Annotated in this window: 24 protein-coding genes; 18 read left to right on the forward strand and 6 right to left on the reverse strand. The window is 38.3% G+C overall.

Going from position 1 to position 23,861, the window contains the following annotated elements; all coding sequences use genetic code 11:
• Window positions 1-61 precede the first annotated feature (61 nt).
• Window positions 62-1,924, forward strand: coding sequence for a tRNA uridine-5-carboxymethylaminomethyl(34) synthesis enzyme MnmG (mnmG, locus tag ASG01_RS05145; RefSeq protein WP_055860841.1), 1,863 nt, complete (start codon window positions 62-64; stop codon window positions 1,922-1,924).
• 44 nt (window positions 1,925-1,968) lie between these two features.
• Complete coding sequence (locus ASG01_RS05150) at window positions 1,969-2,790, forward strand: class I SAM-dependent methyltransferase (RefSeq protein ID WP_055860844.1); 822 nt, start codon at window positions 1,969-1,971, stop codon at window positions 2,788-2,790.
• 176 nt (window positions 2,791-2,966) lie between these two features.
• On the opposite strand, the gene ASG01_RS05155 is transcribed toward ASG01_RS05150, so the two are convergent.
• Window positions 2,967-4,157, reverse strand: a complete 1,191-nt coding sequence (locus ASG01_RS05155) for a phosphoglycerate kinase (protein WP_055860847.1) — start codon at window positions 4,155-4,157, stop codon at window positions 2,967-2,969.
• A gap of 598 nt (window positions 4,158-4,755) precedes the next feature.
• Here ASG01_RS05155 and ASG01_RS05160 point away from each other — a divergent pair.
• The 10 genes from ASG01_RS05160 (at window position 4,756) to tsaB (ending at window position 14,027) form a co-directional block, all read left to right on the forward strand.
• Window positions 4,756-6,369 (forward strand): DUF4139 domain-containing protein, encoded by a 1,614-nt coding sequence (locus ASG01_RS05160; RefSeq protein ID WP_055860850.1) that lies wholly within the window; start codon window positions 4,756-4,758, stop codon window positions 6,367-6,369.
• A gap of 15 nt (window positions 6,370-6,384) precedes the next feature.
• The gene (rpiB, locus tag ASG01_RS05165) at window positions 6,385-6,819 is read left to right on the forward strand and encodes a ribose 5-phosphate isomerase B (RefSeq protein ID WP_055860853.1); all 435 of its coding nucleotides are present in this window, start codon (window positions 6,385-6,387) and stop codon (window positions 6,817-6,819) included.
• A 178-nt stretch (window positions 6,820-6,997) separates the two neighbouring features.
• On the forward strand, window positions 6,998-7,726 hold the full coding sequence (locus ASG01_RS05170) for a hypothetical protein (RefSeq protein WP_055860856.1): 729 nt from the start codon (window positions 6,998-7,000) through the stop codon (window positions 7,724-7,726).
• 166 nt (window positions 7,727-7,892) lie between these two features.
• Window positions 7,893-10,046 (forward strand): ribonuclease R, encoded by a 2,154-nt coding sequence (gene rnr / locus ASG01_RS05175; RefSeq protein ID WP_055860859.1) that lies wholly within the window; start codon window positions 7,893-7,895, stop codon window positions 10,044-10,046.
• 132 nt (window positions 10,047-10,178) lie between these two features.
• Window positions 10,179-10,898: a LysE family translocator gene (locus ASG01_RS05180; RefSeq protein ID WP_055860862.1), complete on the forward strand. Its 720-nt coding sequence runs from the start codon at window positions 10,179-10,181 to the stop codon at window positions 10,896-10,898.
• Window positions 10,858-11,787: an LD-carboxypeptidase gene (locus tag ASG01_RS05185; RefSeq protein WP_055860865.1), complete on the forward strand. Its 930-nt coding sequence runs from the start codon at window positions 10,858-10,860 to the stop codon at window positions 11,785-11,787. Before ASG01_RS05180 ends, ASG01_RS05185 begins: the two co-directional genes overlap by 41 nt.
• Window positions 11,788-11,791: 4 nt before the next feature.
• On the forward strand, window positions 11,792-12,142 hold the full coding sequence (locus tag ASG01_RS05190; RefSeq protein WP_055860868.1) for a MauE/DoxX family redox-associated membrane protein: 351 nt from the start codon (window positions 11,792-11,794) through the stop codon (window positions 12,140-12,142).
• A gap of 1 nt (window position 12,143) precedes the next feature.
• Window positions 12,144-12,515, forward strand: coding sequence for a YraN family protein (locus ASG01_RS05195; RefSeq protein ID WP_055860872.1), 372 nt, complete (start codon window positions 12,144-12,146; stop codon window positions 12,513-12,515).
• A 33-nt stretch (window positions 12,516-12,548) separates the two neighbouring features.
• Window positions 12,549-13,298: an SDR family NAD(P)-dependent oxidoreductase gene (locus ASG01_RS05200; protein WP_055860875.1), complete on the forward strand. Its 750-nt coding sequence runs from the start codon at window positions 12,549-12,551 to the stop codon at window positions 13,296-13,298.
• A 48-nt stretch (window positions 13,299-13,346) separates the two neighbouring features.
• On the forward strand, window positions 13,347-14,027 hold the full coding sequence (tsaB, locus tag ASG01_RS05205; protein WP_055860878.1) for a tRNA (adenosine(37)-N6)-threonylcarbamoyltransferase complex dimerization subunit type 1 TsaB: 681 nt from the start codon (window positions 13,347-13,349) through the stop codon (window positions 14,025-14,027).
• A 16-nt stretch (window positions 14,028-14,043) separates the two neighbouring features.
• On the opposite strand, the gene ASG01_RS05210 is transcribed toward tsaB, so the two are convergent.
• The 5 genes from ASG01_RS05210 to ASG01_RS05230 form a co-directional block, all read right to left on the reverse strand.
• Window positions 14,044-16,668 carry a tetratricopeptide repeat protein gene (locus ASG01_RS05210; protein ID WP_117613387.1) on the reverse strand — a complete coding sequence of 875 codons (2,625 nt, stop codon included), beginning with the start codon at window positions 16,666-16,668 and terminating at the stop codon, window positions 14,044-14,046.
• An 84-nt stretch (window positions 16,669-16,752) separates the two neighbouring features.
• On the reverse strand, window positions 16,753-17,310 hold the full coding sequence (locus tag ASG01_RS05215) for a Maf family protein (protein ID WP_055860881.1): 558 nt from the start codon (window positions 17,308-17,310) through the stop codon (window positions 16,753-16,755).
• On the reverse strand, window positions 17,311-17,829 hold the full coding sequence (locus ASG01_RS05220; protein WP_055860884.1) for a KdsC family phosphatase: 519 nt from the start codon (window positions 17,827-17,829) through the stop codon (window positions 17,311-17,313).
• 29 nt (window positions 17,830-17,858) lie between these two features.
• A complete protein-coding gene (locus tag ASG01_RS05225; RefSeq protein ID WP_055860888.1) occupies window positions 17,859-18,614 on the reverse strand; it encodes an SIMPL domain-containing protein in 756 nt (251 codons plus the stop codon).
• A 28-nt stretch (window positions 18,615-18,642) separates the two neighbouring features.
• Window positions 18,643-19,395, reverse strand: coding sequence for a Rossmann-like and DUF2520 domain-containing protein (locus ASG01_RS05230; protein ID WP_055860891.1), 753 nt, complete (start codon window positions 19,393-19,395; stop codon window positions 18,643-18,645).
• 91 nt (window positions 19,396-19,486) lie between these two features.
• On the opposite strand from ASG01_RS05230, the gene ASG01_RS05235 reads away from it, so the two are divergent.
• The 6 genes from ASG01_RS05235 to ASG01_RS05260 all read left to right on the forward strand — a co-directional run bounded on the left by ASG01_RS05235 (window position 19,487) and on the right by ASG01_RS05260 (window position 23,853).
• Entirely contained in the window at window positions 19,487-19,942 is a 456-nt protein-coding gene (locus tag ASG01_RS05235) for a hypothetical protein (protein ID WP_055860894.1), read from the forward strand.
• Window positions 19,943-20,030: 88 nt separating this feature from the next.
• Window positions 20,031-20,588 (forward strand): RNA polymerase sigma factor, encoded by a 558-nt coding sequence (locus tag ASG01_RS05240; RefSeq protein WP_055860897.1) that lies wholly within the window; start codon window positions 20,031-20,033, stop codon window positions 20,586-20,588.
• 10 nt (window positions 20,589-20,598) lie between these two features.
• On the forward strand, window positions 20,599-21,120 hold the full coding sequence (locus ASG01_RS05245; protein WP_055860903.1) for a hypothetical protein: 522 nt from the start codon (window positions 20,599-20,601) through the stop codon (window positions 21,118-21,120).
• A 9-nt stretch (window positions 21,121-21,129) separates the two neighbouring features.
• Entirely contained in the window at window positions 21,130-21,603 is a 474-nt protein-coding gene (locus tag ASG01_RS05250) for a hypothetical protein (protein WP_055860906.1), read from the forward strand.
• Between the two features lie 150 nt (window positions 21,604-21,753).
• Window positions 21,754-22,791 (forward strand): hypothetical protein, encoded by a 1,038-nt coding sequence (locus tag ASG01_RS05255; protein WP_055860908.1) that lies wholly within the window; start codon window positions 21,754-21,756, stop codon window positions 22,789-22,791.
• Window positions 22,792-22,809: 18 nt separating this feature from the next.
• Window positions 22,810-23,853: a glycine zipper family protein gene (locus tag ASG01_RS05260; protein WP_055860912.1), complete on the forward strand. Its 1,044-nt coding sequence runs from the start codon at window positions 22,810-22,812 to the stop codon at window positions 23,851-23,853.
• The last annotated feature ends 8 nt before the right edge of the window (window positions 23,854-23,861 follow it).

Below are 23,861 nucleotides of genomic sequence, written 5' to 3' on the forward strand. Positions count from 1 at the left end.
AATTAGAGATTTACTCGATGTTTCACGTGAAACATTATCAATTTAGATAAGATTTTATTAAATGATTTCAGATATATACGATGTTATTGTTGTCGGTGCAGGCCATGCAGGTTGCGAAGCCGCAGCCGCAGCTGCCAATCTTGGCTCAAAAACATTACTCATCACAATGAATATGCAGACCATCGGACAGATGAGCTGCAACCCTGCAATGGGTGGAATTGCCAAAGGACAGATCGTACGTGAGATTGATGCAATGGGCGGCTACAGCGGGATTATTGCTGATAAATCCGCCATACAGTTCAAAATGCTGAACCTTTCGAAGGGACCGGCAATGTGGTCCCCGCGAACACAAAATGACAGAATGTTATTCGCTGAAGAATGGCGATTCGCTTTAGAGAATACCAAAAATATTGACTTTTTCCAGGACATGGTTAAAAGCTTAATCGTTGAAAACGCTAAAGCGGTAGGTGTGATAACTTCATTGGGAATAGAAATCAGATCAAAATCTGTTGTATTAACAAACGGAACATTTCTGAATGGTCTGATCCACGTTGGTGATAAGCAGTTAGGCGGTGGAAGAATGGGTGAACCACGCGCTTATGGAATCACCGAACAGCTTACAGCTTTAGGTTTTGAGGCAGGAAGAATGAAGACGGGAACGCCACCGAGAGTTGACGGTCGAAGTCTTGATTACTCAAAAATGGAAGAGCAGAAAGGTGACGAAAAACCACAAAAATTCAGTTATACAGATACTCCGAAGCTTACAAAACAGTTGAGCTGTCACATCGTTTACACAAATGAAGCAGTACACGATATTCTTCGCGAAGGATTTGATAGAAGTCCAATGTTTAACGGAACTATTCAAAGTTTGGGACCAAGATATTGCCCAAGTATTGAAGATAAAATTAATCGTTTTGCAGAGAGAAACCGCCATCAGCTTTTCGTAGAACCTGAAGGCTGGCGCACAGTTGAAATCTATGTAAACGGTTTCAGTTCTTCATTACCGGAAGATGTTCAGATCAAAGCAATGAAACATATTCCCGGTTTTGAAAATGTAAAAGTTTTCAGACCTGGCTATGCAATTGAATATGACTACTTCCCTCCAACCCAGTTAAAGCATACCTTAGAAACAAAGTTGGTTGAAAATCTTTATTTCGCTGGGCAGATAAACGGTACAACCGGCTATGAGGAAGCAGCCGGACAAGGTTTGATGGCCGGAATAAATGCGCACAATAAAGTTCACGAGAAAGATGAATTCATCCTAAACCGTGATGAAGCATATATCGGGGTTTTAATTGATGATTTGATTACCAAAGGAACTGAGGAACCTTACCGAATGTTTACTTCACGCGCAGAATACAGGCTTCTTTTACGTCAGGATAATGCAGATATTCGATTAACCGAGAAAGCATATAAGTTAGGTCTCGCAGATGAAAATAGACTAAAAAATGTTGAAGAGAAAATCAAAAGAAGTCAGGAACTGGAGACTTTCCTAAAAGAAACATCTTTAAAACCCGGCATAATTAATCCTATTCTTGAAAGTATGGAAAGTAATCCTGTTGATCAGGCGTACCGTGCTTCACAGTTTTTGACCAGACCAAACATTACTTTAAATAAACTTTCTGAGATTGATAGCATTGCTGAAGTTGTTTCTAAATACAGCGACGAAGTAAAAGAACAGGCTGAAGTTAATATCAAATATCGAGGTTACATTGAGAAAGAAAAGGAAAATGTTTCAAAGCTAAACCGACTTGAAAATGTAAAGATTCCTGAAGCTTTTGATTACCTATCCATATCAAGTTTATCTTCCGAAGCAAAGCAAAAGATGAACAAAGTGCGTCCAAAAACATTGGCACAGGCCGGAAGAATAAGCGGCGTTTCACCTGCGGATATTAATGTTTTAATGGTTTTTCTAACCCGATAAATTATATTGTTTCACGTGAAACATTTTAATAAATTTACTAATTAATGCAGATCAAAGATCATTTTCTAACAGGAGAAACTTTTGAGATTATAGAAACTGAAACTCCTGGTGTTTTCAAAACCTCTCCTATTCCGGAAAACCTTTCTAAATATTACGAAAGCGAAAACTACATTTCTCACCATCAGGATTCCGGAAGTCTAAAAGAAAAACTGTATAAATTTTTGCAGTCTTTTAATTTAAATTATAAAAAAAATATATTAGTTGAGAGAATTCCGGCGAATGCAAAAGTTCTAGATTACGGATGTGGTGCTGGTGAATTTCTGAAATTTATTGAAAATGATTTTCAAACGTACGGTTTCGAACCGGATGCTGATGCAAGAAATGCTGCACAGCATAAAACTTCAAAATCACAAATAGTTCATGACATCGATTTGATCTTAGACGCAAGTTTAGATGCAATTACGCTTTGGCATGTTTTTGAGCATATCGAAAATCAGGATGAAATGCTGGAGAAATTCAGCAGCAAATTAAAGACAAAAGGTTTGTTGATTATTGCCGTTCCCAACCCTACTTCATACGATGCTTTACATTATAAAGAATTCTGGGCCGCATATGACGTTCCCCGACATATTTATCATTTCTCAAAAAATGGTATGGAAAATCTAATCGCAAAAAAACCAAACTGGAAAATGCGAAAAATAAAACCTTTGATTCTGGATGCATTTTATATTGCGATGCTCAGCGAAAAATATAAGAAATCACCGTTATTTTGGCTTAAAGCCATGTTCTACGGAGTAATTTCTAATTTTAAGGCATCATTTTCTAACGAATTTTCGAGTTTGATATACATTATCGAAAAAAAGTAGAAAATCAAAATTTGATAGGTTTATGAAGGTCAATATTTGAAGCAAAACGCAAAATTTTTGGCAAAAGTATAATTTAGAACGTACGAACTTTCCTTTTAAATAATTTCTACAAGTCAAAAATTAAAAGACCTCCAAAAATTTGGAGGTCTTTTTTATTATTAATGAAATAAATTTATTTACTTATTTATTGCCGCAACTCCGGGAAGTTCTAAACCTTCCAGACTTTCTAGCATCGCACCTCCACCGGTAGAAACGTAACTTACTTTGTCGTCATAACCAAACTGTTTCACGAAAGCCACACTGTCGCCACCACCAACTAGGGAAAACGCACCCATCTTTGTAGCTTCAGCAATGCTGTCACCTAAGGCAACGGTTCCGCCAGAAAAGTTTGACATTTCAAAAACACCGATCGGTCCATTCCACAAAATGGTTCGGGAATTCAGCAAAACATCGTTAAACTGCTCTCTGGATTTTTTACCGGCATCTAATCCCATCCATCCTTCCGGAATCTGATAAATATCCACTTCTTTAGTTTCTACTTCATTGCTGAAGCTTTCTGTTATCACCGCATCTGAAGGAAGATACACTTTAACATTATGTTCCTTTGCTTTTCCGATAATATCTAATGCGAGATTCATTTTATCTTCCTCGACAAGAGACGAACCGATTTTTCCGCCTAAAGCTTTAATAAAAGTAAATGCCATTCCGCCACCAATAATTAAATTATCTACTGCCGGCAAAATATTTTCAATAACTGTAATCTTAGTGGAAACTTTAGAACCGCCAAGAATCGCTGTAACAGGTTTTTCACCGTCTTTTAATACTTTATTGATCGCTTTTAATTCACTTGAAAGCAATTCACCGAAAAATTTAGTTTCAGGAAAAAACTGAGCAATAACAGCTGTCGAAGCATGCGCTCTGTGAGCTGTTCCGAATGCATCATTTACGTATGCATCTCCAAGTTTTGAAAGTTCTTCAGCAAACTTTTCATCACCTTTTTCTTCTTCTTTGTGAAAACGTAAATTCTCAAGCAAAAGAATATCTCCAGGCTTTAAATCATTTGCAGCGCTCTGAGCTTTTTCTCCGATGCAGTCTTCAGCAAATTTAATATCGTGGCCTAAAACTTTTGATACTTCATCCACAATATTTTTTAACGAAAACTCATCTTTAGCTTCACCTTTCGGGCGACCAAGATGTGTCATCAAAATAACTGCTCCACCATCATTCAAAATCTTTTCAACAGTAGGTTTTACAGCAGCAATTCTCGTCGTGTCGGTTACTTTTCCACTGTCATCCTGCGGAACATTAAAATCGACTCTTACAAGTGCTTTTTTATTTTTAAAATTAAAATCGTGAATTGTTTTCATATAAAAATTGGTTTTAAAATCTGATTGTATTTGGCCAGTAACCGCATAGAAGCTCTAGAATTGCTGCTGCGATTACTTTCACAAATGTAAGATTTTAAAATTTCGCAGAGTTTGCCCAAACCGAAAAGTTTTCAGAAAAAGTTTTGGCAAATCTCATTCATCCTATCAACATTACTTTCTTTCTTTTTAAAAATAAAAGAGTGAATACTGTTGTTGAGTGTTGTGAATTCCGGGGATAACTTTAAAGCAAATCTTTCTGTACATGAAGTGGGAAACAATTCATAATCAATTCACATTTTAAGTCGTTGATTTTAAATGAAATTTTTAGGTTATCCACAATTGCGGATAAGTTACTCACACCACACAGTATGAAAAAATGCGGTATTGAAAACCAATGCGAATTCCCGAGGAAAGAAATCTGAACTTTTGCTTGGAAAATTTTTCCTTTTTTTTCATTAGTGAAAATTTAGCAGAGAAAAATATTTACTTGAGAGAAGTTTTCCACAGTTACTCACATTGCTTTTGGTAATTTATAAACAGAGAAATCACAATTTGTATTTTAATACTTAAATTTGTTGATACGAATAACTAACAGCGCATGAAAAGAATTTTACTATTGATAATCAGTTCGGTATCGATCTCTGTCTCTTCTCAGTCATCAATTTTTGCAGAAGCCCAGCTGAAATCGGTGACTGTGTATGAGCAAAGCGGGGAAATGTTTTCTACGACTACATTCAAAGTTCCGAAAGGAAGTTCAGAGATTGTTATTACCAATATTGCCGAAAATATAGATGATAACACGATAAAAATAGGAAGCAAAAATAAAATATCGGTCCTCACCTACCGTTTTACAAACGATAATGAAATGTATCAGGTAGAACTTGATAAAAGAAATCCGCAGCATAAAATGGTTTTGGACAGCATTTCAATCGTGCAGAAACAGATCAGAAATCTTGAGATCGAAAGTGGAACATTAAATAAAAGTCTGGCGATTCTCGATAATAACAGTACGATAAATGCAGGATCTAATAAGTACGCTTCAGAAGTTTCTAAACTCATTAAATATAACGAGAAAAAGAGAAACGGACTTTATTTCGCGATTGATGAGATTGCCGAAAAACTAAGAAAGCTGCAAAGCAGACTTACGGTTCTCAATAAGAAATTTAATCTGAATAATGCGGAACGCGAAAACTATCCTAAAGGTAAAATCGTTTTGCAGATCAGTTCTGAAGCTAATGAAGATGTGATGATGGACATAAAATATTCTGTACGTGAAGCGTATTGGAGACCTTATTATGACATCAATGCGAATGGTCTGAACAGCAAAATAAATCTTGGTTACAAAGCGATGGTTCGCCAGAATTCAGGGCTCGACTGGAAAAATATTAAACTCAATCTTGTTTCCGGTTATCCCAATCAGCGGCAGGTTTTACCGGTTTTGGGAGTATGGCAGATTTATTATCAGCCTGAGCAGAATGTAAATCCAGCAGTTTCGATCAGAGGTCAGGCGAGCGGTGTTCAGGTTCAAGAATCGCGATCTAATGTTTCTATTGAAGAAGTTGTAGTGACAGGTCCGGTAAGAAATACGGCTTCTCAAAACCAGCTTAATCTAAGCTACGAGCTTGAAGATAATTACACCATTCTTTCTAATAACCGGGAAAACAGCATTGTTTTAAATGTAATGGATATTCCGGCGAAGTTTGTCTATTCAGCCGTTCCGAGATATTCTAATACGGCATTTCTTACTGCCGAAATTGATAATCTGGATAAATACAATCTGATAAAAGCTGAAGCAAATATTATCTTTGATGATACCAATGTTGGAAAGACGGTAATTAATCCAGAAACCACTGACAGCAAAATGGTTCTTACGCTGGGAGAAGACCGAAGAATCAGTCTGAAGAGAGATCCGATAAAAGACAAAACGTTTTCTAAAAGCATTTCTTCGACCAATAAAGAACAGCAGTTTGCCTTTGAAACTACGATTAGAAATAACAAAAGCGATAAAATTACCATTAAAATTCAGGATCAGATTCCGATTTCTTCAGACAGGCAAATCATCATTACGATGGTTGATAAAGGTGGTGCAGAATTTGACGAAAAAACCGGAATTCTCACCTGGAATGTCACGCTCAATGCCAACGAAACCAGAAAACTCAATTTCTCATACAAAGTAAATTCACTCAAAAACAGCCAGTTAATCGGTCTATAATTAAATAAAATAAAAATGAAAAGAAAAATAGCCATCGCATGCGACCACGCAGGTTTTGAATACAAAGAAATCCTTAAAAAAGAGCTTGGAGAGCAGTTTGAAATTCAGGATTTCGGGACGTATTCCACAGATTCTGTTGATTATCCGGATTTTGTACATCCTTCGGCAACGTCTGTGGAAAATGGCGAAAATGAACTCGGAATTCTCATCTGTGGAAGCGGAAACGGCGTACAGATCACCGCAAACAAACATCAGAAAATCCGCTGTGCACTTTGCTGGATGCCCGAAATTGCAGAGTTGGCAAGACAGCACAATGACGCCAATATGATTTCAATTCCGGCGCGATTTATTTCTAAAGAGCAGGCGATCGAAATTGCCAAAAAGTTTCTGTCGACCGCATTTGAAGGCGGCAGACACCAGACGAGAGTTGATAAAATCGCGTTTTGCTAAATGATAAAAGCCTGTAAATGAGTTTGCAGGCTTTTTATTTTTAAAAGATTATCTTTGCTGCAGCATTCTGCATTTCCGTGGCAGAATCTTCGGTACAATGCTGCTGAAGCTGTAAAATCCTTTTGTTTTTTAATGTAAATTTAGTGTGCATCGGGCTGTAAAGCGGTGTTTTTATTCAATGAAAAAAAAATTGCTTTTTTTATTTTCTGGACTATATTTTTTACCTGCTGCGCAGAGTTTATACGCTGATTCAACCAAAAATATAAGGAATTGGGAGGAAGAAGTTGACTGCAATACTCAGCGTACAAACAGCAAAAAATTATATCAGCTTTTCAAAAAAGAGGAAAAGAAAATTGATTATAAGCCGCTGAGTGCAATCATCATAAATGATTTAGATACTAACAACCTGACGGACCGAAATATTATTTTCAAATTATATACGACAGAGACGGTTTATGCGGCATTCACAATTTGTGCATACAATATAAACACAAAAAATCCAAACTACAATTATCTTAATTTTTACACTCCGGAAAACATAAAATTGTTGCAGAAAAAAGTAAAGAAAAATCTGTATTTTGATCTCAGCGATTCGAAGTTTGAAAATAATGAGTACCGACCGCTCAAAGAAGAAACGATAAAACATCCTTTTTATAATTATCTGTCTAATTTAAAAAGTGCGGATAAAAGTATCTGTTATGATCCTGAAACAACGGTGAGTGAGCCAGGAACTTTAAATGGAGCCGGCGGCATACAGCTTGGCTTTAGAAATCATTTAGGTGGAATTGTTGTTGTAAAATATGATTATTTTATTTATAAAAGGTTCTCGCCAACAATTTTTAAAACGTATCTGTTTAAAGATAAAAATTGGACCGAGATACCGACAAAAGAGGAGTATTTATTTTAATATATATAACTAAAGTCTTTCACTTATTTAACATTGAATATTTTTATTCTCTATAAATTTTTGAAAAAAGCGGACATTTTTTTCAGAACAATAAAAATTAACATTTAGAAAGAAAATATTTCCAAATACAAATGAAAGGAAATACATTTATACAAATAAATTAAAAATGGCAAAAAAGAAAAAATATATAAGTCAGAAAAATGATCATAAAATCATGGAAATCGGGAAACTGATTATGCGTTTTATGAATCAGAATCAAACCAAAGTCTACAATTACAAACAGATTTCAGACGGTATTGATTATAAAAACCCGCGTCAGCGCGAGATGGTAATTCAGGCTTTGCACAAGCTTCAAAGCGTACAGCGAATTAAAGAAACAGACAAAGGAAAATACAGCATCAATCTGAATATTGAAGGCACTTTGACGGGAACGATCGATTTTAACCAAAGCGGAAATGCGTACGTTACGGTCGAAAATATGAAAGATGATGTTTTCATCCATTCAAAAAACGTGAAAGATGCGCTGCAGGGCGATAAAGTGCTTATTGTAACCTATAATTTTAAAGGAAAAAAACTCGAAGGCTCCGTTCTGGAAGTTTTGGAACGCAAGCGTACCGAATTTGTTGGAACATTTCAGTTGGTTCCGCACAAAGATTTCGGGTTTGTGGTTTGCGATAAAAAGACAATTAATACCGATATTTTTATTCCGAAAAGTAAAATAAACGGTGCCGAAAACGGCAACAAAGTCACTGTGAAAATGACTGAGTGGAGACCTGGCGATAAAAATCCGGAAGGAGAAATTCTGCAGGTTTTAGGAAATCCCGGCGATCATGAAACCGAAATTCATTCTATTCTTGCAGAATATGGTCTGCCATATGTTTTCCCGGAAGAAGTGGAACGTGATGCAGATAAAATCGACCGCAGCATTACCGATGAAGAGGCCGCAAAACGCTGGGATATGCGTGATATTTTAACTTTTACGATTGACCCGAAAGATGCCAAAGATTTTGATGACGCACTTTCTATCAGAAAAATGGAAAACGGAAACTGGGAAATCGGTGTACACATTGCCGACGTTTCGCATTACGTGGTTCCCGGGACGATTTTGGATGATGAAGCGTACGATAGAGCAACTTCAGTTTATCTTGTAGACCGAGTGGTGCCAATGCTTCCGGAAGTCTTGAGCAACGATGTGTGTTCGCTTCGTCCGAATGAAGATAAATACACTTTCTCAGCAGTTTTTGAGTTGAATGATCAGGCTGAAATCCAGAAACAGTGGTTTGGCCGGACAGTGATTCACTCAGACAGACGTTTTTCTTACGAAGAAGCGCAGGAAAGAATTGAAACCAAAGAAGGTGATCTTCAGGAAGAAATCAATGTACTCGACCGCTTGGCAAAAATTATGCGTGCAGAACGTATCAGAAACGGAGCGATTACTTTTGACCGAAGCGAGGTGCGGTTTAATTTAGATGAAAACAATCAGCCCATCGGGGTTTATTTTAAAGTCAGCAAAGATTCGAATCATTTGATTGAAGAATTTATGCTTTTGGCCAATAAAAAAGTATCGGAATTTGTTTCACTTAAAAATAATGGAAGCCCTAATGGGAATACGTTTATTTACCGTATTCACGATGATCCGGATCCCGCTAAACTGGAAGCTTTACGGGAATTTGTGTCTACGTTTGGCTATAAAATCGACCTAGCAAACACGAAAAAGGTCGCTGAATCTTTAAACGCTTTGTTGAAAGATGTAAAAGGCAAAGGAGAAGAAAATATGATTGAAACGCTGGCGATGCGCAGTATGAGCAAAGCGGTTTATTCGACGGAGCCGATTGGTCACTATGGTCTAGGATTCGATTATTACTCACACTTTACCTCGCCAATCCGCCGTTATCCCGATTTGCTTGCGCATAGATTATTGCAGCATTATCTGGATGGCGGAAAATCTCCCAACAGAGATGAGCTGGAAACGAAAGCAAAACACTGCAGTGCGATGGAGCGTCTAGCGGCAGATGCTGAGCGTGATTCGATTAAATTTATGCAGGTGAAATTCATGGAAAAACATGTAGGCGAAACCTTCACCGGTGTGATTTCCGGAGTGGCAGAATTTGGATTCTGGGTGCAGATTCCGGAAAATGGCGCTGAAGGCTTAATTAAACTGCGAGATCTGATGGATGATTCTTATACATACGACAAAACGACGCACGCAGTATATGGTAGCCGCACAGGTAAACGATATCAGCTCGGCGACGAGGTGCAGATTAAAGTAATTAAAGCCAATCTGATCGCAAAGCAACTCGATTTTATGATTATGGAATAATTTTGAGATTTGTTTAAATAAACTAAAGGCCGCATTTTTGCGGTCTTTTTTTTAAATCTAAAAGTAAAAAGCACTTTCGGAAACGATTCTTAAAAATATAATTTCTACATTTGAAAATGAAAACAATTAACAATGTTTGAACTTGTTTTATCGGCCATCGGTTTAGGTTTCATGCTGAGCCTTGTTTTTATAGGGCCCATTTTTTTTCTCCTCATCGAAACCAGTTTTTCCCGCGGCCCGAAACATGCCCTGGCATTGGATTTTGGCGTGGTTACGGCCGATCTGTTGTGTATTGTCGCTGCGTATTATGCCAGCGCAGATCTGGTAAAGCTCATTGATAAACATCCTGGTTTTTACAGAATTACTTCCCTGCTCGTTTTGGCGTACGGTATCATCATGATCGTTACAAAAACCAAAATGCACATGTCTGGAGAAGAAAAAATTATTGGCAGAAACTACATCAGAACTTTTCTGAATGGTTTTCTTTTTAATCTTCTTAATGTAGGTGTAATCCTCTTTTGGCTGGTAACCGTGGTTGGCGTGCGAAATCAATATCCTGATACCGAAAGTGTTGTGCTCTATCTCGGCATTGTGATTTCTACTTACCTTCTGATCGATTTGGCTAAAATTTTCCTGGCAAAACAGTTTCACTACAAACTCACGCAGCGTTTGGCAAATAATATCCGAACTGGAGTTGGAATTGTGCTGATCCTGTTCAGTTTTTTCATATTCCTGCAGAGTTTCAAAAAATTCAATCAGTTTGATAAACGTCTGGAGGAAGCCGAAAAGAAAGAAGTAAAATTTAAAAAAGATGGAAAAAATCTTCCCGAAAGCTCTCAAAAAGGGCGATAAAATTGCCATTATTTCTCCGGCGGGCTCGGTAGAACCTTTGCAATTGAAGTCGACGCTGGATTTAATTTCAAAAAAAGGATTTCAACACGTTTTAGGAAAAAATCTTTACACCAAATATTCTCACGGATACAGCTACGCCGGAAACGAAAAACAGCGTTCTGAAGATCTCAACTGGGCTTTAAATGATCCTGAAATATCAGCAGTTTGGGCATCGCGCGGCGGTTACGGTTGTCAGCATCTTTTACCGAATATTGACTTAAAGGGTTTTAAAAAAAATCCGAAATGGTACATCGGCTATTCGGATAATACAGTGATTCAAAGTTATCTTTACCAAAAGGGTTTTGCAAGCATTCACGGGCAAACCGTTAAAACATCAGGTTTTGGCGTTACTGATGAAAGCTATGCGCTCATTTTTGATATTTTAAAAGGAAAAAAACCGGATTATAAATTAAAAACAAACAACTTCAATAAAGCAGGAAATGTAGAAGCCGAACTGGTTGGAGGAAATCTTGCCCTGATTTACGCGCTTCTCGGAACACCGTATAATTTCAATTTTAAAGATAAAATTCTTTTCATAGAAGATATCGGCGAAAAGTTTTACGCGCTTGACAGAATGCTTATGAGTCTTGAATTAGCGGGAGTTTTTAAACAGATTAAAGGCTTAATCATCGGTGGAATGACGGGCATGGAAGACAAAGAAAGCAACAAAAATTATGACGACAGTTTTGATTCTTTTGCGTATAAAATCATTTCTGAAAGAGTTTCTGCGTATGATTTTCCGGTGGCTTTTGGCTTTCCGAACGGGCATATTCATGATAACAGGCCTTTGATTTTAGGTGCAAAAGCAATGTTAAATGTTGGTGAAAAGTCTTCTTTAAAATTCAATTAAAACAATGCAGATTTCAAAATATATTCTCTCAGCAGCGTTGATCTTTGCCGGAATCATGCATTTCGTGAAGCCACAGTTTTTCGTAAAAATCGTGCCCGATTATATTCCGTCGCATCTGAAAGTAGTCTATCTCAGCGGCATCGCAGAAATTATTTGTGGTCTGCTTCTGCTCTTCCCGGAAACGCAAAAACTTGCAGGCTATTTGTGTATTGCACTATTCATCGCAGTTTTTCCAGCGAATATAGAGATGGCAAAAAAGTTTTATGAAACCGGAAATCCTTATTTCTGGCTGACGGCTTTAAGGCTTCCACTCCAGTTTGTTTTGATTTGGTGGGCGTATCAATTCACAAAATAAGATGGCAGATCACAACGATTTTGGTAAAATAGCGGAAGATCTGGCAGCGGATTATCTGTTAAAAAACGGATACAAAATTCTGCTGCGAAATTTCCGGTATCAGAAGGCTGAAATTGACATTATTGCCGAAAAAGATAATTATATAATCATCACTGAGGTGAAAGCGCGATCCACCGACTTTTTTATGCTGCCACAGGAAGCTGTGACGAAAGGAAAAATGAAACTTTTGGTAATGGCCGCCAATCAGTTTATGCAGGAAAACAACAGAAATCAGGAAGTTCGGTTTGATATTATTTCGGTGTTAAAAGATCAGAACGGTGCTTTAAACATTGAGCATATTGCAGATGCTTTCGAAGCTTTTGATGCGAATTAAAAGCATTTTTCAAAACAGATTATTTAAAAATTAATGAAAACAATATTTATCACCGGAGCGACTTCCGGTATAGGAAAATCTACCGCAACTCTTTTAGCACAACAAAAAAACAGACTGATTATCTGCGGCAGAAGAAGAGAAATTCTGAATTCTCTCATGAAAGAATGGTCTGAATTCACAGAAGTTTATGCACTAAATTTTGATGTAAGAAATTTACAGGAAGTTGAAAAAGCCATCGAATCGCTTCCTGAAAACTGGAAAAACATCGATGTTTTAATTAACAATGCCGGAAATGCACACGGACTATCGCCGCTTTCTGACGGAGCGACTGACGACTGGGACGCTATGATCGATGGAAATGTGAAAGGTCTTTTGTATGTTTCAAAAACGGTAATTCCTGCAATGAAAAAGAGAAAATCCGGACAAATTATTAATATCAGTTCGGTCGCAGCTACACAGACTTATGCCAACGGCGTGGTGTATTGCGCAAGTAAAAAAGCCGTTGATGTGATTTCTGAGGGCATGAGACTGGAGCTGACAGAATTTGGAATCCGTATCAGCAATATTCAGCCGGGCGCTGTAGAAACCGATTTTTCTAAAGTCCGTTTCAAAGGTGACGAAGATCGCGCCGCAAATGTTTATGCAGGTTTTGAAGCTTTGCATCCGGAAGATATTGCCGATGCGATTGCCTACTGCATTAATGCTCCGGCGCGCGTTAATGTCTCAGATATGACGATTTATCCGAGTGCGCAGAGCGAGCCGCGAACGATTTACAGGAAATAATTGATAAACGATTTCAATTTAAACTAAAAAAATCAAGAATTTTGTCGCATGAAAATCCTCTATCTTGAAACTTCATCTAAAAACTGTTCGGTCGCTATTTCTGATGACGAAAAACTGCTTTGCCTTTGCGAAGAAGTTTCAGAAAACTACAAGCAGAGCGAATCGCTGCATACCTATGTGGAATGGGCTTTGGAAGGCGCAGAAATTTCTATTAATGAAATCGATGTGATTTCTTTGGGGAAAGGTCCGGGTTCATATACCGGTTTGAGAATTGGTGCTGCATCTGCGAAAGGTTTTTGTTTCGGACTTCAAAAACCGCTGGTTGCCGTCAATTCGATGGAAAGCATGATTGAGTCATTTCTAAACGCTAATTACGATCTGATTATACCAATGCTCGACGCGCGCAGAATGGAAGTGTATACGGCTTCTTTCGACGGAATTTCAGGTGAAGAAAACAGTCAGACGCAGGCAATGATTCTCGATCAATATTCTTATTCAGAATTAAGGGATAAAAATGTACTTTTTGTCGGCGACGGTTGCGCAAAAGCTCAGGAAATTTTAAACTTGCCAAATGCAGAGTTTCGAAACGACGTCTACCCTTCTGCGCAGTATTTAATCAGGAAAACTTTGGAAAAAATCAAAAATATAGACTTTGAAGATATCGCCTATTTTGAGCCGTTTTATCTAAAAGATTTCCACGGAGTGAAAAAACAAAAACGCGAAGACTGATCTTCGCGTTTCTTTTTTACTGAGGTTTCACCGGCAATGCATTCGGATTTGTTGTGTTGAATTGCGGTGTATTGTTGACCGGTTTTTTTGGCTGATTGGTCTGTATCGCATTATTCATCGGCTGCTCACTGTTCTGCATCGGATTATTCATACTCGCAGGGTTTGCATCATTCTGTATCTGCGTTCCCTGCTGTGGAATTCCAACATTGTTCTGACCGTTAAGGGTCTGCGGCTGCTGCGCCATTTGCTGCATCGTATTTCCCTGATTATCGGTTGGCTGCATCGTGATATCGCTTTTGAGATAATTCAGCATTTCTTTGGCCTTAATGCCTTCCGGCGTTTTGGCATAATTGAGAACAATCTGCTCCAGCTGCAGAATCATCACCTCTTTTCCACTAGATTTTCCGGCATTAAAAGCATTTAGTAGCGAAAGTTTAGGCACCAGCGCATCTTTAGGATTCTTCTGAATGGTCTGATCGATGATCGCCTGGCTTTCCGGAAATTTCTCAGATTCGTAGAGCGCAAAAGCTGTTTTATAATTGTTTTCGACGTCGGAAGAAGATTTCACAAACGTCGTATTTTTCGGATTTCTGGCAAACTCTGCATACGACGTGTAAGGATAATCCTGCAGCAAAATCTGCTTCGCCCGGTCACCCGCCTGCGGATTTTTCTGATAATTCATCGCGAAAATTTCATACAGCGCCTGCAGCATTACTTTTTCTTCCGGCTTATTATCGACGAGATTATAAAGCGTTTTTGTGGCTAAAGGCGTGTTGGTAAAATAATTTTGATACATAATTCCCAAACCTAAAGAAGCCGTATCACGGTCTTTTTTAAGCTGAGCTAGAGATCCGGCATCTGCCGGAATCTGCTCTATGTAAAAAGCAGGCTCGAAACGTCGCGGATTTGGCGCCGAAGTTGTACCCAAAGCTTCATTTTTAAGATCTTCAATCGACGTCATTTTCTTGGAATACCGCCAGTTATCGATCAAGGCACGGTCGCCCCAGACCTGTTTGAAGGTAGAATTTCCTTTACTTACCGTCCCGTTATTCCCAAAATAGAAGCCTTTTGTCGTTGTCCCAAAATCTTCAAAAGACGTCGAACTGTTGGCAAAAAGTGAGTTGGCATTATAATCTCCGGTGTCGAAACCTTTTGATCGCTCGGCACGTTTGCGCTCAATTTCTTCTTTGGCTTCTCGTTCCTTAATTTTACCGATGTAGCGCGCAAAATAATCAGTCTTCTGAGCATCGGTCATCTTTGCAAGACTCAGAATGCTGTCATTTTTCTTGATTAAATAAAAGTTACGGGAGATTTTTTTTATGTTTGCCGACTGGTCTTTCAGCAAAATTTTAGAAGGCTCGTACGTCATCGAAACCAAGGCAGAATCGTAATAAGCACCGGCGCCGATGTAATCATTTCGGTCGAGATAATCCTTCCCGATTTCATAATATGCCAAGCCCCTCACCTGCCCGTCTGATACTTTTTCGGTTAAAGATTTTTTGAAAAACTCCTGTGCATCTTCTCTCTTACCAGCTTTGTTTGCCATCAAACCGAGCGCGTAATAAAACTCATTTTTTCGCGAGCCATATGTTCCTTTTTTACTGATGTCTTCAAGGTATTTTCTGGCGCCGCTGTAATCTCCTTTTCCGTTAAAAGTTTTGGCAATTTCAATCTGAGATTTTACTTCAAATTCAAAATCATTGGCATATTTATACGCTGCCATAAAACTTTCTCGCGCAGGTTCGTTTTTGCCCTGCTCTTCCAAAATCTGTCCGCGGAGAAAAGCGATGCGGCTTTTCAGTTTTCGGTTTCCGTTGAGTTCAAAAGCCCGGTCGAGTTCTGCCACAGCCAAATCTTTTTTCCCCGAATCTAAAAGCGCTTCTGCATAATAAATACTCAGTAGCTTATCATAGTCTTTTTTCAGACCTTCGGCTTTCAGCTGACTGAAAATTTCGTCGGCTTTATAGTAATCTTTGAGTTTCGCATACGCCAGGCCTTCATACACTTTTGCCAGCGGAAGTCGTTTGTCTTCCTTCATGTGCGTGTACACATAGTTGAGCGCGTCCAGAGCCTGAAGCATCTTTCCCTGATAAATTCTCGACTGAATTAAGATCATGTAAGCGTCGAAAATCGCGTCATTCTTTTCCTCGTTTTTACGGATCACCGAATATTTTCCGATCGCTTTTAAAGCTTTTGCTTCTGCAATTTCCAGAATTGTTGCGCCTTTATTTCCATCCTGTCCCGCCTGGCTCTGACCCATGGCATTTGGCATTCCGCCGGGTGGCATCGGCATTCCCTGAAGACTTTCGCCCTTACTTGCGCGGTTTCTAGGATCTGCAGGACGGTTTATTTCCGCCATTTTCTGAGAATTTTCAGCAAAACTTGACGACTGTCCCAGATCACTTCCCAATGGCTGCTCTTCATACGTAAGCACCGGAATATAGGGAGCGTAGAAATTATCTTTATGAGCCTTATCGCGGCCGTTAAATTCTGTATTTAAAGCGTCTTTCGCGTTGAAAAGCGTGTTGTAATACGTGTTGAAACCTTTCAGAAACTTCTTCCGCTGCTCTGGTTTCTTCACTTTTACACCGCATGATATCAACAGCAATGCACCCAAAAGGTATAGAATATTTTTTTTCATTATTCAATATAACTTGCTAAACCTCTTTTTATTATGCTAAAGAGGCAATTTTGTAAAAATACAAATTTCGGCGGAAAGTAGAATTTACAGATTTTTTAGAATTTTGTACAGCAGATGCGTCGGCAAACCCATGATCGTATAGTAACTTCCTGCGATTTTTTCAACCTTGGCCATCCCGATCCATTCTTGTACGCCGTAGCTGCCGGCCTTATCAAAAGGTTTGTATTTTTTTATATAAAACGAAATCTCATCATCACTCAAAATTCCCATTTCAACATCAGCTACATCGGTTTCAGTAATAGTTTTATCCTGAGTTTTCACCGTAATTGCGGTATATACCTGATGGGTTTTCCCGGAAAGTTTTTCAAGCATTTCTTTTGCTTCTTCAGCGTTTTTTGGTTTGCCTAAAATTTCATTTCCAAATGCCACGACCGTATCTGCTGTAATGAGAATTTGATCTGCATTTATTTCGCTGAAAGTGTCAGCTTTTAATCTTGCAAGATAAGCGGCAGCGTTTTCAGGCAGAATATTTTCAGGCAGAATTTCTTCGCAGTCAATTTTTACGACTTCAAAATCAAAACCCAACGCAGCAAGAAGTTCTTTTCGGCGCGGTGACTGTGAGGCTAAAAGTATTTTTTTCATCTAAACCGAGCGTGTATTGTCATCGTGCCATTTCCCCTGAATTTTCATCACCTGCTCGATCACATCGCGCACAGCACCGCTTCCACCCTTTTTATCAGAAATATAATCTGAGACCTGCTTAATTTCCGGCACCGCATTTTCCGGGCACGTGGCAATTGCCGATTTTTCCATCATGTGAAGATCCGGAAGGTCGTCGCCCATCGTCAGAATTTCGCTGTTCTTAATACTGTACTTTTGTTTAAAATCTTCAAAATCAATCATCTTATCACTCGATTTTGCGTAATAATCATTAATTCCGAGATAATTGATTCTATGTTTTACCATATCATCATTTCCACCGGTAATTACACCGATTCTATAGCCGTTTTTTAAAGCTTTTACCACGGCATATCCATCGAGAACGTTCATCACGCGGCTCATATTTCCGCCGGGCATCAGATAGACACTACCATCTGTAAAAACACCGTCAACGTCGAATATGAAGGCTTTTATATCCTTCAGTTTTTCTTTATAACTCATTTATTTTTTTTTTTGAAACCAAGGAATTTTTAGTCGAGATTGTACGTCAGTCTTACCGTTATTCTTGCTGATTTTTCTTTGCTTGAAGTGTCGAAATTTCCACCGTAGCTGTCTTCATCTGTTGAGCCTTTTGCGGTAATCTGAAAAACGCCCATCGATGCATCCTTTAATTTCCCGAGATCGCCGTCGGCAGCTTTTACAATTTTTTCTGCTCTTTCTTTTGCGTCCTTAGATCCGGCTTCGATGAGGCTGTGTTTCAGAGATGAAAGATCAGAATATGTATATTGCGCGGGCGATGGCTCAAACTGCACGCCGCTGTTGATTAATTCTGCCGTTTTATCGATCACGCTTTCGATTTTTTTCATGAAAACCGGATTTTTTTTTGCTCTGAAAAAAATGTTCTGTGTTGCTTTGTAACCGTCAAAAACATCTTCTGACCGCTCAGATCCGTCGGCATCTTTTATCGTCACTGTGCGGTAAGATCTAGAAAAATTTACCCCGCCAAAAGTAAATTCTCCTGCCTTGAAACCTTTGCCAAGAAAAAACGTTTTCACCTTTTCTTTGTCCTGCGAAATAATATTATAGGCTTCTCTCGCATCCATTGCATTGGCATCAAAACTTCCGCCCCAGCTCATTTCATCAGAAATAAAATCTTTGGAACCGAGTCCGGTTACCGAAATCGTATCCTGTTTCAGGTTTCTGTTTTTAAAACTTGAGCCTAAAATAAATGCGGTAAAGACAATGGCTGCGCCGATAATAAGCGCGCGGATGATGTGCGTATTCATGAAGTTGGTTTTTCCCAAAGGTAAAACTTTACGTCAACTGATACATTTTTTTTATCGATTCGTTCATCGCGCGGTAGATTTTCAGATGTTCTTCCTGAAGCAGTTCTTCGTGAAGCAGCAATACACGCGAGTCGTTTCTCACTGCAGGACCGGTTTGTGCCGATTTTGGGTCGATATGATGAATTTTTTCTACGGTTTCGTCGATCAGCGGCAGAAAATAATCAAACGGAATCGCCTGAGAATCTGAAATTTCTTTGGCTTTGGCAAAAAGATGATTCACAAAATTACATGCAAAAACAGCGGTCATATGCACATATTTACGCTGCTCATGGTTGCTTGCCATCACATTCGCAGAAATTTTACGGGCGAGTGCTTCTAAAATATTCTGATCTGACTCGTTTTCAGCTTCAATAAAAAACGGAATTTTGCTGTAATCTAAATTTTTAGTCTTAGAGAAAGTCTGCAGCGGATAAAAAGATGCTTTTCTGTAATTTCCTTTTAAAATATCTTTCGGAAGTGAGCCGGATGTATGCGCCACCAAAGCCTCCGGATTTTTTATCATTAAGGAAACTTCCTTGATCGACTGATCATTGACGCAGATCAGATATAAATCAGCTTCCTTAAGTTTTGAAGTGGAAAACGGAATTTTTGTGTCGTCTGAAATGGCTTTCAGCGCAGCTTCATTTCTGCCAAAAATCTGTTTTAGCGGAATATTATTTTCAACAAAAGCTTTGGCAAGATGATGCGCCACATTCCCGGAACCGATGATCACTGTTTGCATGTAACAAAGATAAAAATTTTGGCTCGGCATAAATGATTTTCTCTGAAGCGGACTCCAGATTTTATGTTATTTTTGATAGAAATCTTTAATTATGTTAGGACGTGAAATATTGGAACAATTAGTAAATTCTACGTTGATTGCTGGCACTATTAAACCGTATTATTACAAAAACGAACTAATAGATCTGGTTCATCTAACTTATCTTAAATTTGAAAAAAGATGGATCGAAATTGCTGTTATTGATGAGCAAACTATGATTAGATTGAGTGATGAAAATGTTGCTAATTATAAGTATTTTAATAATGAAGATTATAAATACAGTGCTGAAGATTTTCAAATAGTGTTTCCTGCTTTCGAAAAATATATTGGAAAAAAATTGATAAAATTTGCCGAAATGGTTTCTGTCAAAAACAAAGATTTAAGTTTTGGAGTTAGTTTATACTTTTCTGATGAATCAGTTATTACAATATTCAACAAAGATTATTCGCATGATAGTAACGAAATTATTTTTGGAAAATTAAATAACCCCGATTACGTAGAAATTTAGAGCTATAATTATTTATAATTGGACTGAAAATTGAACAAATATTTTAACTTTTAAATACTTTTGTAATCTTAACCAGTGATAGCATCTTATGAAGATTAAGGACGCAGACATTATTGCGCTCATGCAGAACCCGCAAACTCTTGAGAAAGGGACGCGTGCGATGATGGATGCCTATCAGAGCAGGCTGTACTGGCATATCCGGAGAATTGTGGTAGATGCAGATCTTGCTCAGGATACTTTGCAGGAAACATTTATAAAAGCCTATCAGAATTTTCATCAGTTTAAAAATGACAGTCAGCTGTACACTTGGCTCTACAGAATTGCTACCAACGAAGCGCTGCAACAGATTAATAAACTGAAAAGAATGCAGAAAACGGATGAAGATGCCGATTATCACCTGCAGAATCTGGTGGCCGATAATGCAGAAAAAACATCAGACGAGATACAGATTTTGTTGCAGAAAGCGATACAGAGTCTGCCAGAGAAACAGAAACTGGTTTTCACAATGCGATATTATGATGATCTTCCTTATGAAGAGATTTCTAAAATCGTCGACATGTCGGTAGGCACGCTGAAAACCAATTATCACTACGCAAAGCAGAAAGTGGAAGATTTTATACGAGAAAATTACGAGACTGATTTTTGAAAAACGAAAGATGAAAGATTTTGATATAGAAAACCTTGAACGCAAAAACATTTACCATTTGCCGGAAAATACATTTGAAAAAATGCAGGCTGGAGTTTTTGCACAGATGAAACCGGTAAAGAAGGCGCCGGTATTTAAACTGAGTTGGGCACTGGCAGCAGCTGCTTCTCTGGCTTTAATTTTTGGCGTGACTTTTATTTTTAATAATGGTAACGAGACTCAAAAAAACATACAGAGTGTTGCTGTAAAAACAGATCAGAATACCAAAACACAGAGCACAGAAACTTACCAGACTTTGCAGTCTGATGTTGCAGAAGCAGAGCAGAATCAAACGGGCGCGAATGTAGACCGACAAAGTTATCCTCAGACGGCGAGCAATACAAGAAGAAATAATAATCAGAATGCGGTGCAGGTTTCCGGGAAATCGGCAGAGCAGGAGATGACAGAATATCTTGATTCTTTCTCTAGTTCAGATATCGCTGAAGTTTCAAAAAATTCTTCGCAGGATGTGTATTTAGATTTATATAATTAAATGTAAGTGATGAAAAAGATAATATTTACCGTTTTGATGATTTGGGGTTTTGCAGCGCACGCACAGATAGGATTAGACTGGAAAAACATGAATCCTAAAGCGCGCAAAGAAGCCATAAATAACCTTTCTCCGGATGAGCGTAAACAGCTGTTGAATCAGTTCCGAAACAATATGGTGATCGACAATCTTGATATTGATCCTAAAGATCAGGGAGAATTCACAGAGGTTTATAATGAATATCTCGAAAATCAGAAAAAAATCAAAAGCCAGTTCGACGGTAACTTTAATCCGGATAATCTCAGTGAAGAAGAAGCCAAAGTGAAACTGCAGCAAAGTTTTGAGCTTGGCCAGAAACTTCTTGACAACCGAAAAAAATACGCGGAAAAAATGCAGAAAGTAATCTCATCTCAAAAGGTTTTGAAGCTTTTTCAGACCGAAGGAATGATGAGAGATAAGATGAACGAAAGAAAACCTAAAAGGTAATTTCCGCCCGAGGTCATACTCATCATAGTTTATTTTTTTAATGTTAGACGACTCTTGCAATTTATTGTGGGAGTCGTTTGATTTTTACAGGCAAAATGTAAATAAAAACGCTTAAGTGAAATATTTTTCTATTTTTGTAAAAATGTGGCTATGAGAAAATTATTACTCTTCCTTGTATGTTCGGTTTCACTTTCTGCCCAGAAAACAGAATTTATCAAGCTTTTAAAACAGGTGAAAGATCCGAAGAAGATGTATGGAAAATTCCTGGTTATAGATCAGCGCGACGTTCCGGAAATCGGGTTGGTGACTTTTAATAAAGAAAAAGTGGCAGTGGCATTTGAGAATAATGCAGAGAAAGATATTTCAGACTGGCTGTACAAAGATAATCCGACAGAGGCAAAAGGCGAATTTGTTTTTCAGCTGGAAAAATTAACGGTCGATGAAGAAATCACAGAAAAATCTTCTGTTACAAAACTTGAGATCAAAGGAAGCTCATTTTTAAAAACAAGTGATGGCTATCATTTTCTCAACCGAATTGATACAATGGCCGCGATCTCTTCCCGAAACACGCCAAACAGGCCACAAAGTATCGCAAAAAAAACCGATTTTATTCTTGGAAGTTTCATAAAAAAATCCTTTGAAAGAAAGCCGTGGCAAATACCGCTTGCAGAAAACGAACTTAAGAATTATGAAACCTTTCTCCCGGAACGTGCCGAAATTTTTAAAACAGAAATTCCGAAGGACGGCATTTATAAAGATTATCAAAGTCTTGCCGCGCAGACGACTGCGCCTGGTTTTGTAATGGAATTTGATAAAAAAGGGGTCGCAACGAAAGCAGTAAACGGCGAACAGAAATTGCGTCTGTACGAGATATACGCTTTTGTGCACAATGGTGTTCCTTTTAAAACCATTCCGGTGGGTTATGTGGAGATTATGAGAGATCGTGAAGGACTTTTTATTCAGGTGAAAAGAGAAGAACTGTATCCTGATTCTTCGCCAGGTTTTATTATGATTGGTGGCGGACTTGGTGGTTTAATAGGAAGTGCCGTGGCAAACATCGCAATTGTTGCAGTCGACCGAAGTATGGCGAAGAAGAGACAGGCGTTACCGGGAGAGACCGTGTCGCTCGATCCGCTCACCGGAAATTATATCATCCCTGAAGATTTTGGAAATACTAAAAAGAAATAAAAAACACAGATTAACACGATGAAAAAACTCATTATTTTTCTCTTCATTACCTCATTTTTTTCGGCTCAGAAAACAGAGAAAATTAAGTTCAACAAAAACATTAAGAATGAATTTGGCTCGTACCGCGGCTTTATGGTTCTTGACCAACGTGATTCTCAGGACATTGGAATCATTTCGTCGAACAGCGAACCGACGAAAATTGTTTTTGAAAACGAGGATGTCGCAAAAGGAATAAAGGACTGGTTTTACGAATATAACAGTTTAAAAACCGGTGATCAGCTTGTTTTAATGTTGGAGAAAATTAAAATAAGCGAAACAAAAAAGGAAAAATTTTCAGAAGGAAAACTTGAATTGCAGGCAAGTACTTTTCTGAAGAAACCAGACGGATATTACTTCCTGAAGAAAAAAGATACGGTTGTCACCGTTACCTCAGATTTTTTCCCAAACATGGCGCAGAATCTTTCACGGAAAACTACAGCCGTTCTGGCGGATCTTTTTCAAAAATCGTATACTGCAAAAACTTGGCAGATTTCTTTACAGGAAAGCGAATTGCCAAACTACACAGCTATTTTAAAATCAAAAGCAAAAATGACCAACTCCACTGATCTTAAAGACGGTGTTTATGAAGATTCTCATAGCTTTTTTACCAATAATCCGTTGAGTGGTTATGAAATAAAAACCAATAAACAAGGCATTGTAAAACGAGCTGAGAAAGGTTACGATGTTAAATCTATTCACAGATTTTACGCATTCGTCTATCAGGGGAAAATGTACAAAATGGTGCCTGCGGGATATGCTGAAATTAAAAAACAAAATGAAGTTTATCAGATTAATGTGACATATGATGATCTTTTTCCACCAAAATCGGGAAATTATACAGTTTATGGAGCTATTGCCGGCGGACTTGTGGGCGCAGCAATTGGCGCAATGATAGATTCAGGCAGAACACCGAAAGGAACAGGAGGTGAATTGACACTTATCGGCCTCGATCCGCTGACAGGAAATTATATTCTGCCGGAAGATTTCGGAAAACAAACTGCAGCATCAACGGATAAAAAATAAAAATTTAT

Origin of the sequence: Chryseobacterium sp. Leaf180 (assembly GCF_001424585.1) — a bacterium.
GTDB lineage: Bacteria > Bacteroidota > Bacteroidia > Flavobacteriales > Weeksellaceae > Chryseobacterium.

Excerpts from the sequence above, each read along its gene's own strand:
- mnmG (WP_055860841.1), top strand. The coding sequence starts at position 62 with ATGATTTCAGATATATACGATGTTATTGTTGTCGGTGCAGGCCATGCA.
- ASG01_RS05150 (WP_055860844.1), top strand. The coding sequence starts at position 1,969 with ATGCAGATCAAAGATCATTTTCTAACAGGAGAAACTTTTGAGATTATA.
- ASG01_RS05155 (WP_055860847.1), bottom strand. The coding sequence starts at position 4,157 with ATGAAAACAATTCACGATTTTAATTTTAAAAATAAAAAAGCACTTGTA.
- ASG01_RS05160 (WP_055860850.1), top strand. The coding sequence starts at position 4,756 with ATGAAAAGAATTTTACTATTGATAATCAGTTCGGTATCGATCTCTGTC.
- rpiB (WP_055860853.1), top strand. The coding sequence starts at position 6,385 with ATGAAAAGAAAAATAGCCATCGCATGCGACCACGCAGGTTTTGAATAC.
- ASG01_RS05170 (WP_055860856.1), top strand. The coding sequence starts at position 6,998 with ATGAAAAAAAAATTGCTTTTTTTATTTTCTGGACTATATTTTTTACCT.
- rnr (WP_055860859.1), top strand. The coding sequence starts at position 7,893 with ATGGCAAAAAAGAAAAAATATATAAGTCAGAAAAATGATCATAAAATC.
- ASG01_RS05180 (WP_055860862.1), top strand. The coding sequence starts at position 10,179 with ATGTTTGAACTTGTTTTATCGGCCATCGGTTTAGGTTTCATGCTGAGC.
- ASG01_RS05185 (WP_055860865.1), top strand. The coding sequence starts at position 10,858 with ATGGAAAAAATCTTCCCGAAAGCTCTCAAAAAGGGCGATAAAATTGCC.
- ASG01_RS05190 (WP_055860868.1), top strand. The coding sequence starts at position 11,792 with ATGCAGATTTCAAAATATATTCTCTCAGCAGCGTTGATCTTTGCCGGA.
- ASG01_RS05195 (WP_055860872.1), top strand. The coding sequence starts at position 12,144 with ATGGCAGATCACAACGATTTTGGTAAAATAGCGGAAGATCTGGCAGCG.
- ASG01_RS05200 (WP_055860875.1), top strand. The coding sequence starts at position 12,549 with ATGAAAACAATATTTATCACCGGAGCGACTTCCGGTATAGGAAAATCT.
- tsaB (WP_055860878.1), top strand. The coding sequence starts at position 13,347 with ATGAAAATCCTCTATCTTGAAACTTCATCTAAAAACTGTTCGGTCGCT.
- ASG01_RS05210 (WP_117613387.1), bottom strand. The coding sequence starts at position 16,668 with ATGAAAAAAAATATTCTATACCTTTTGGGTGCATTGCTGTTGATATCA.
- ASG01_RS05215 (WP_055860881.1), bottom strand. The coding sequence starts at position 17,310 with ATGAAAAAAATACTTTTAGCCTCACAGTCACCGCGCCGAAAAGAACTT.
- ASG01_RS05220 (WP_055860884.1), bottom strand. The coding sequence starts at position 17,829 with ATGAGTTATAAAGAAAAACTGAAGGATATAAAAGCCTTCATATTCGAC.
- ASG01_RS05225 (WP_055860888.1), bottom strand. The coding sequence starts at position 18,614 with ATGAATACGCACATCATCCGCGCGCTTATTATCGGCGCAGCCATTGTC.
- ASG01_RS05230 (WP_055860891.1), bottom strand. The coding sequence starts at position 19,395 with ATGCAAACAGTGATCATCGGTTCCGGGAATGTGGCGCATCATCTTGCC.
- ASG01_RS05235 (WP_055860894.1), top strand. The coding sequence starts at position 19,487 with ATGTTAGGACGTGAAATATTGGAACAATTAGTAAATTCTACGTTGATT.
- ASG01_RS05240 (WP_055860897.1), top strand. The coding sequence starts at position 20,031 with ATGAAGATTAAGGACGCAGACATTATTGCGCTCATGCAGAACCCGCAA.
- ASG01_RS05245 (WP_055860903.1), top strand. The coding sequence starts at position 20,599 with ATGAAAGATTTTGATATAGAAAACCTTGAACGCAAAAACATTTACCAT.
- ASG01_RS05250 (WP_055860906.1), top strand. The coding sequence starts at position 21,130 with ATGAAAAAGATAATATTTACCGTTTTGATGATTTGGGGTTTTGCAGCG.
- ASG01_RS05255 (WP_055860908.1), top strand. The coding sequence starts at position 21,754 with ATGAGAAAATTATTACTCTTCCTTGTATGTTCGGTTTCACTTTCTGCC.
- ASG01_RS05260 (WP_055860912.1), top strand. The coding sequence starts at position 22,810 with ATGAAAAAACTCATTATTTTTCTCTTCATTACCTCATTTTTTTCGGCT.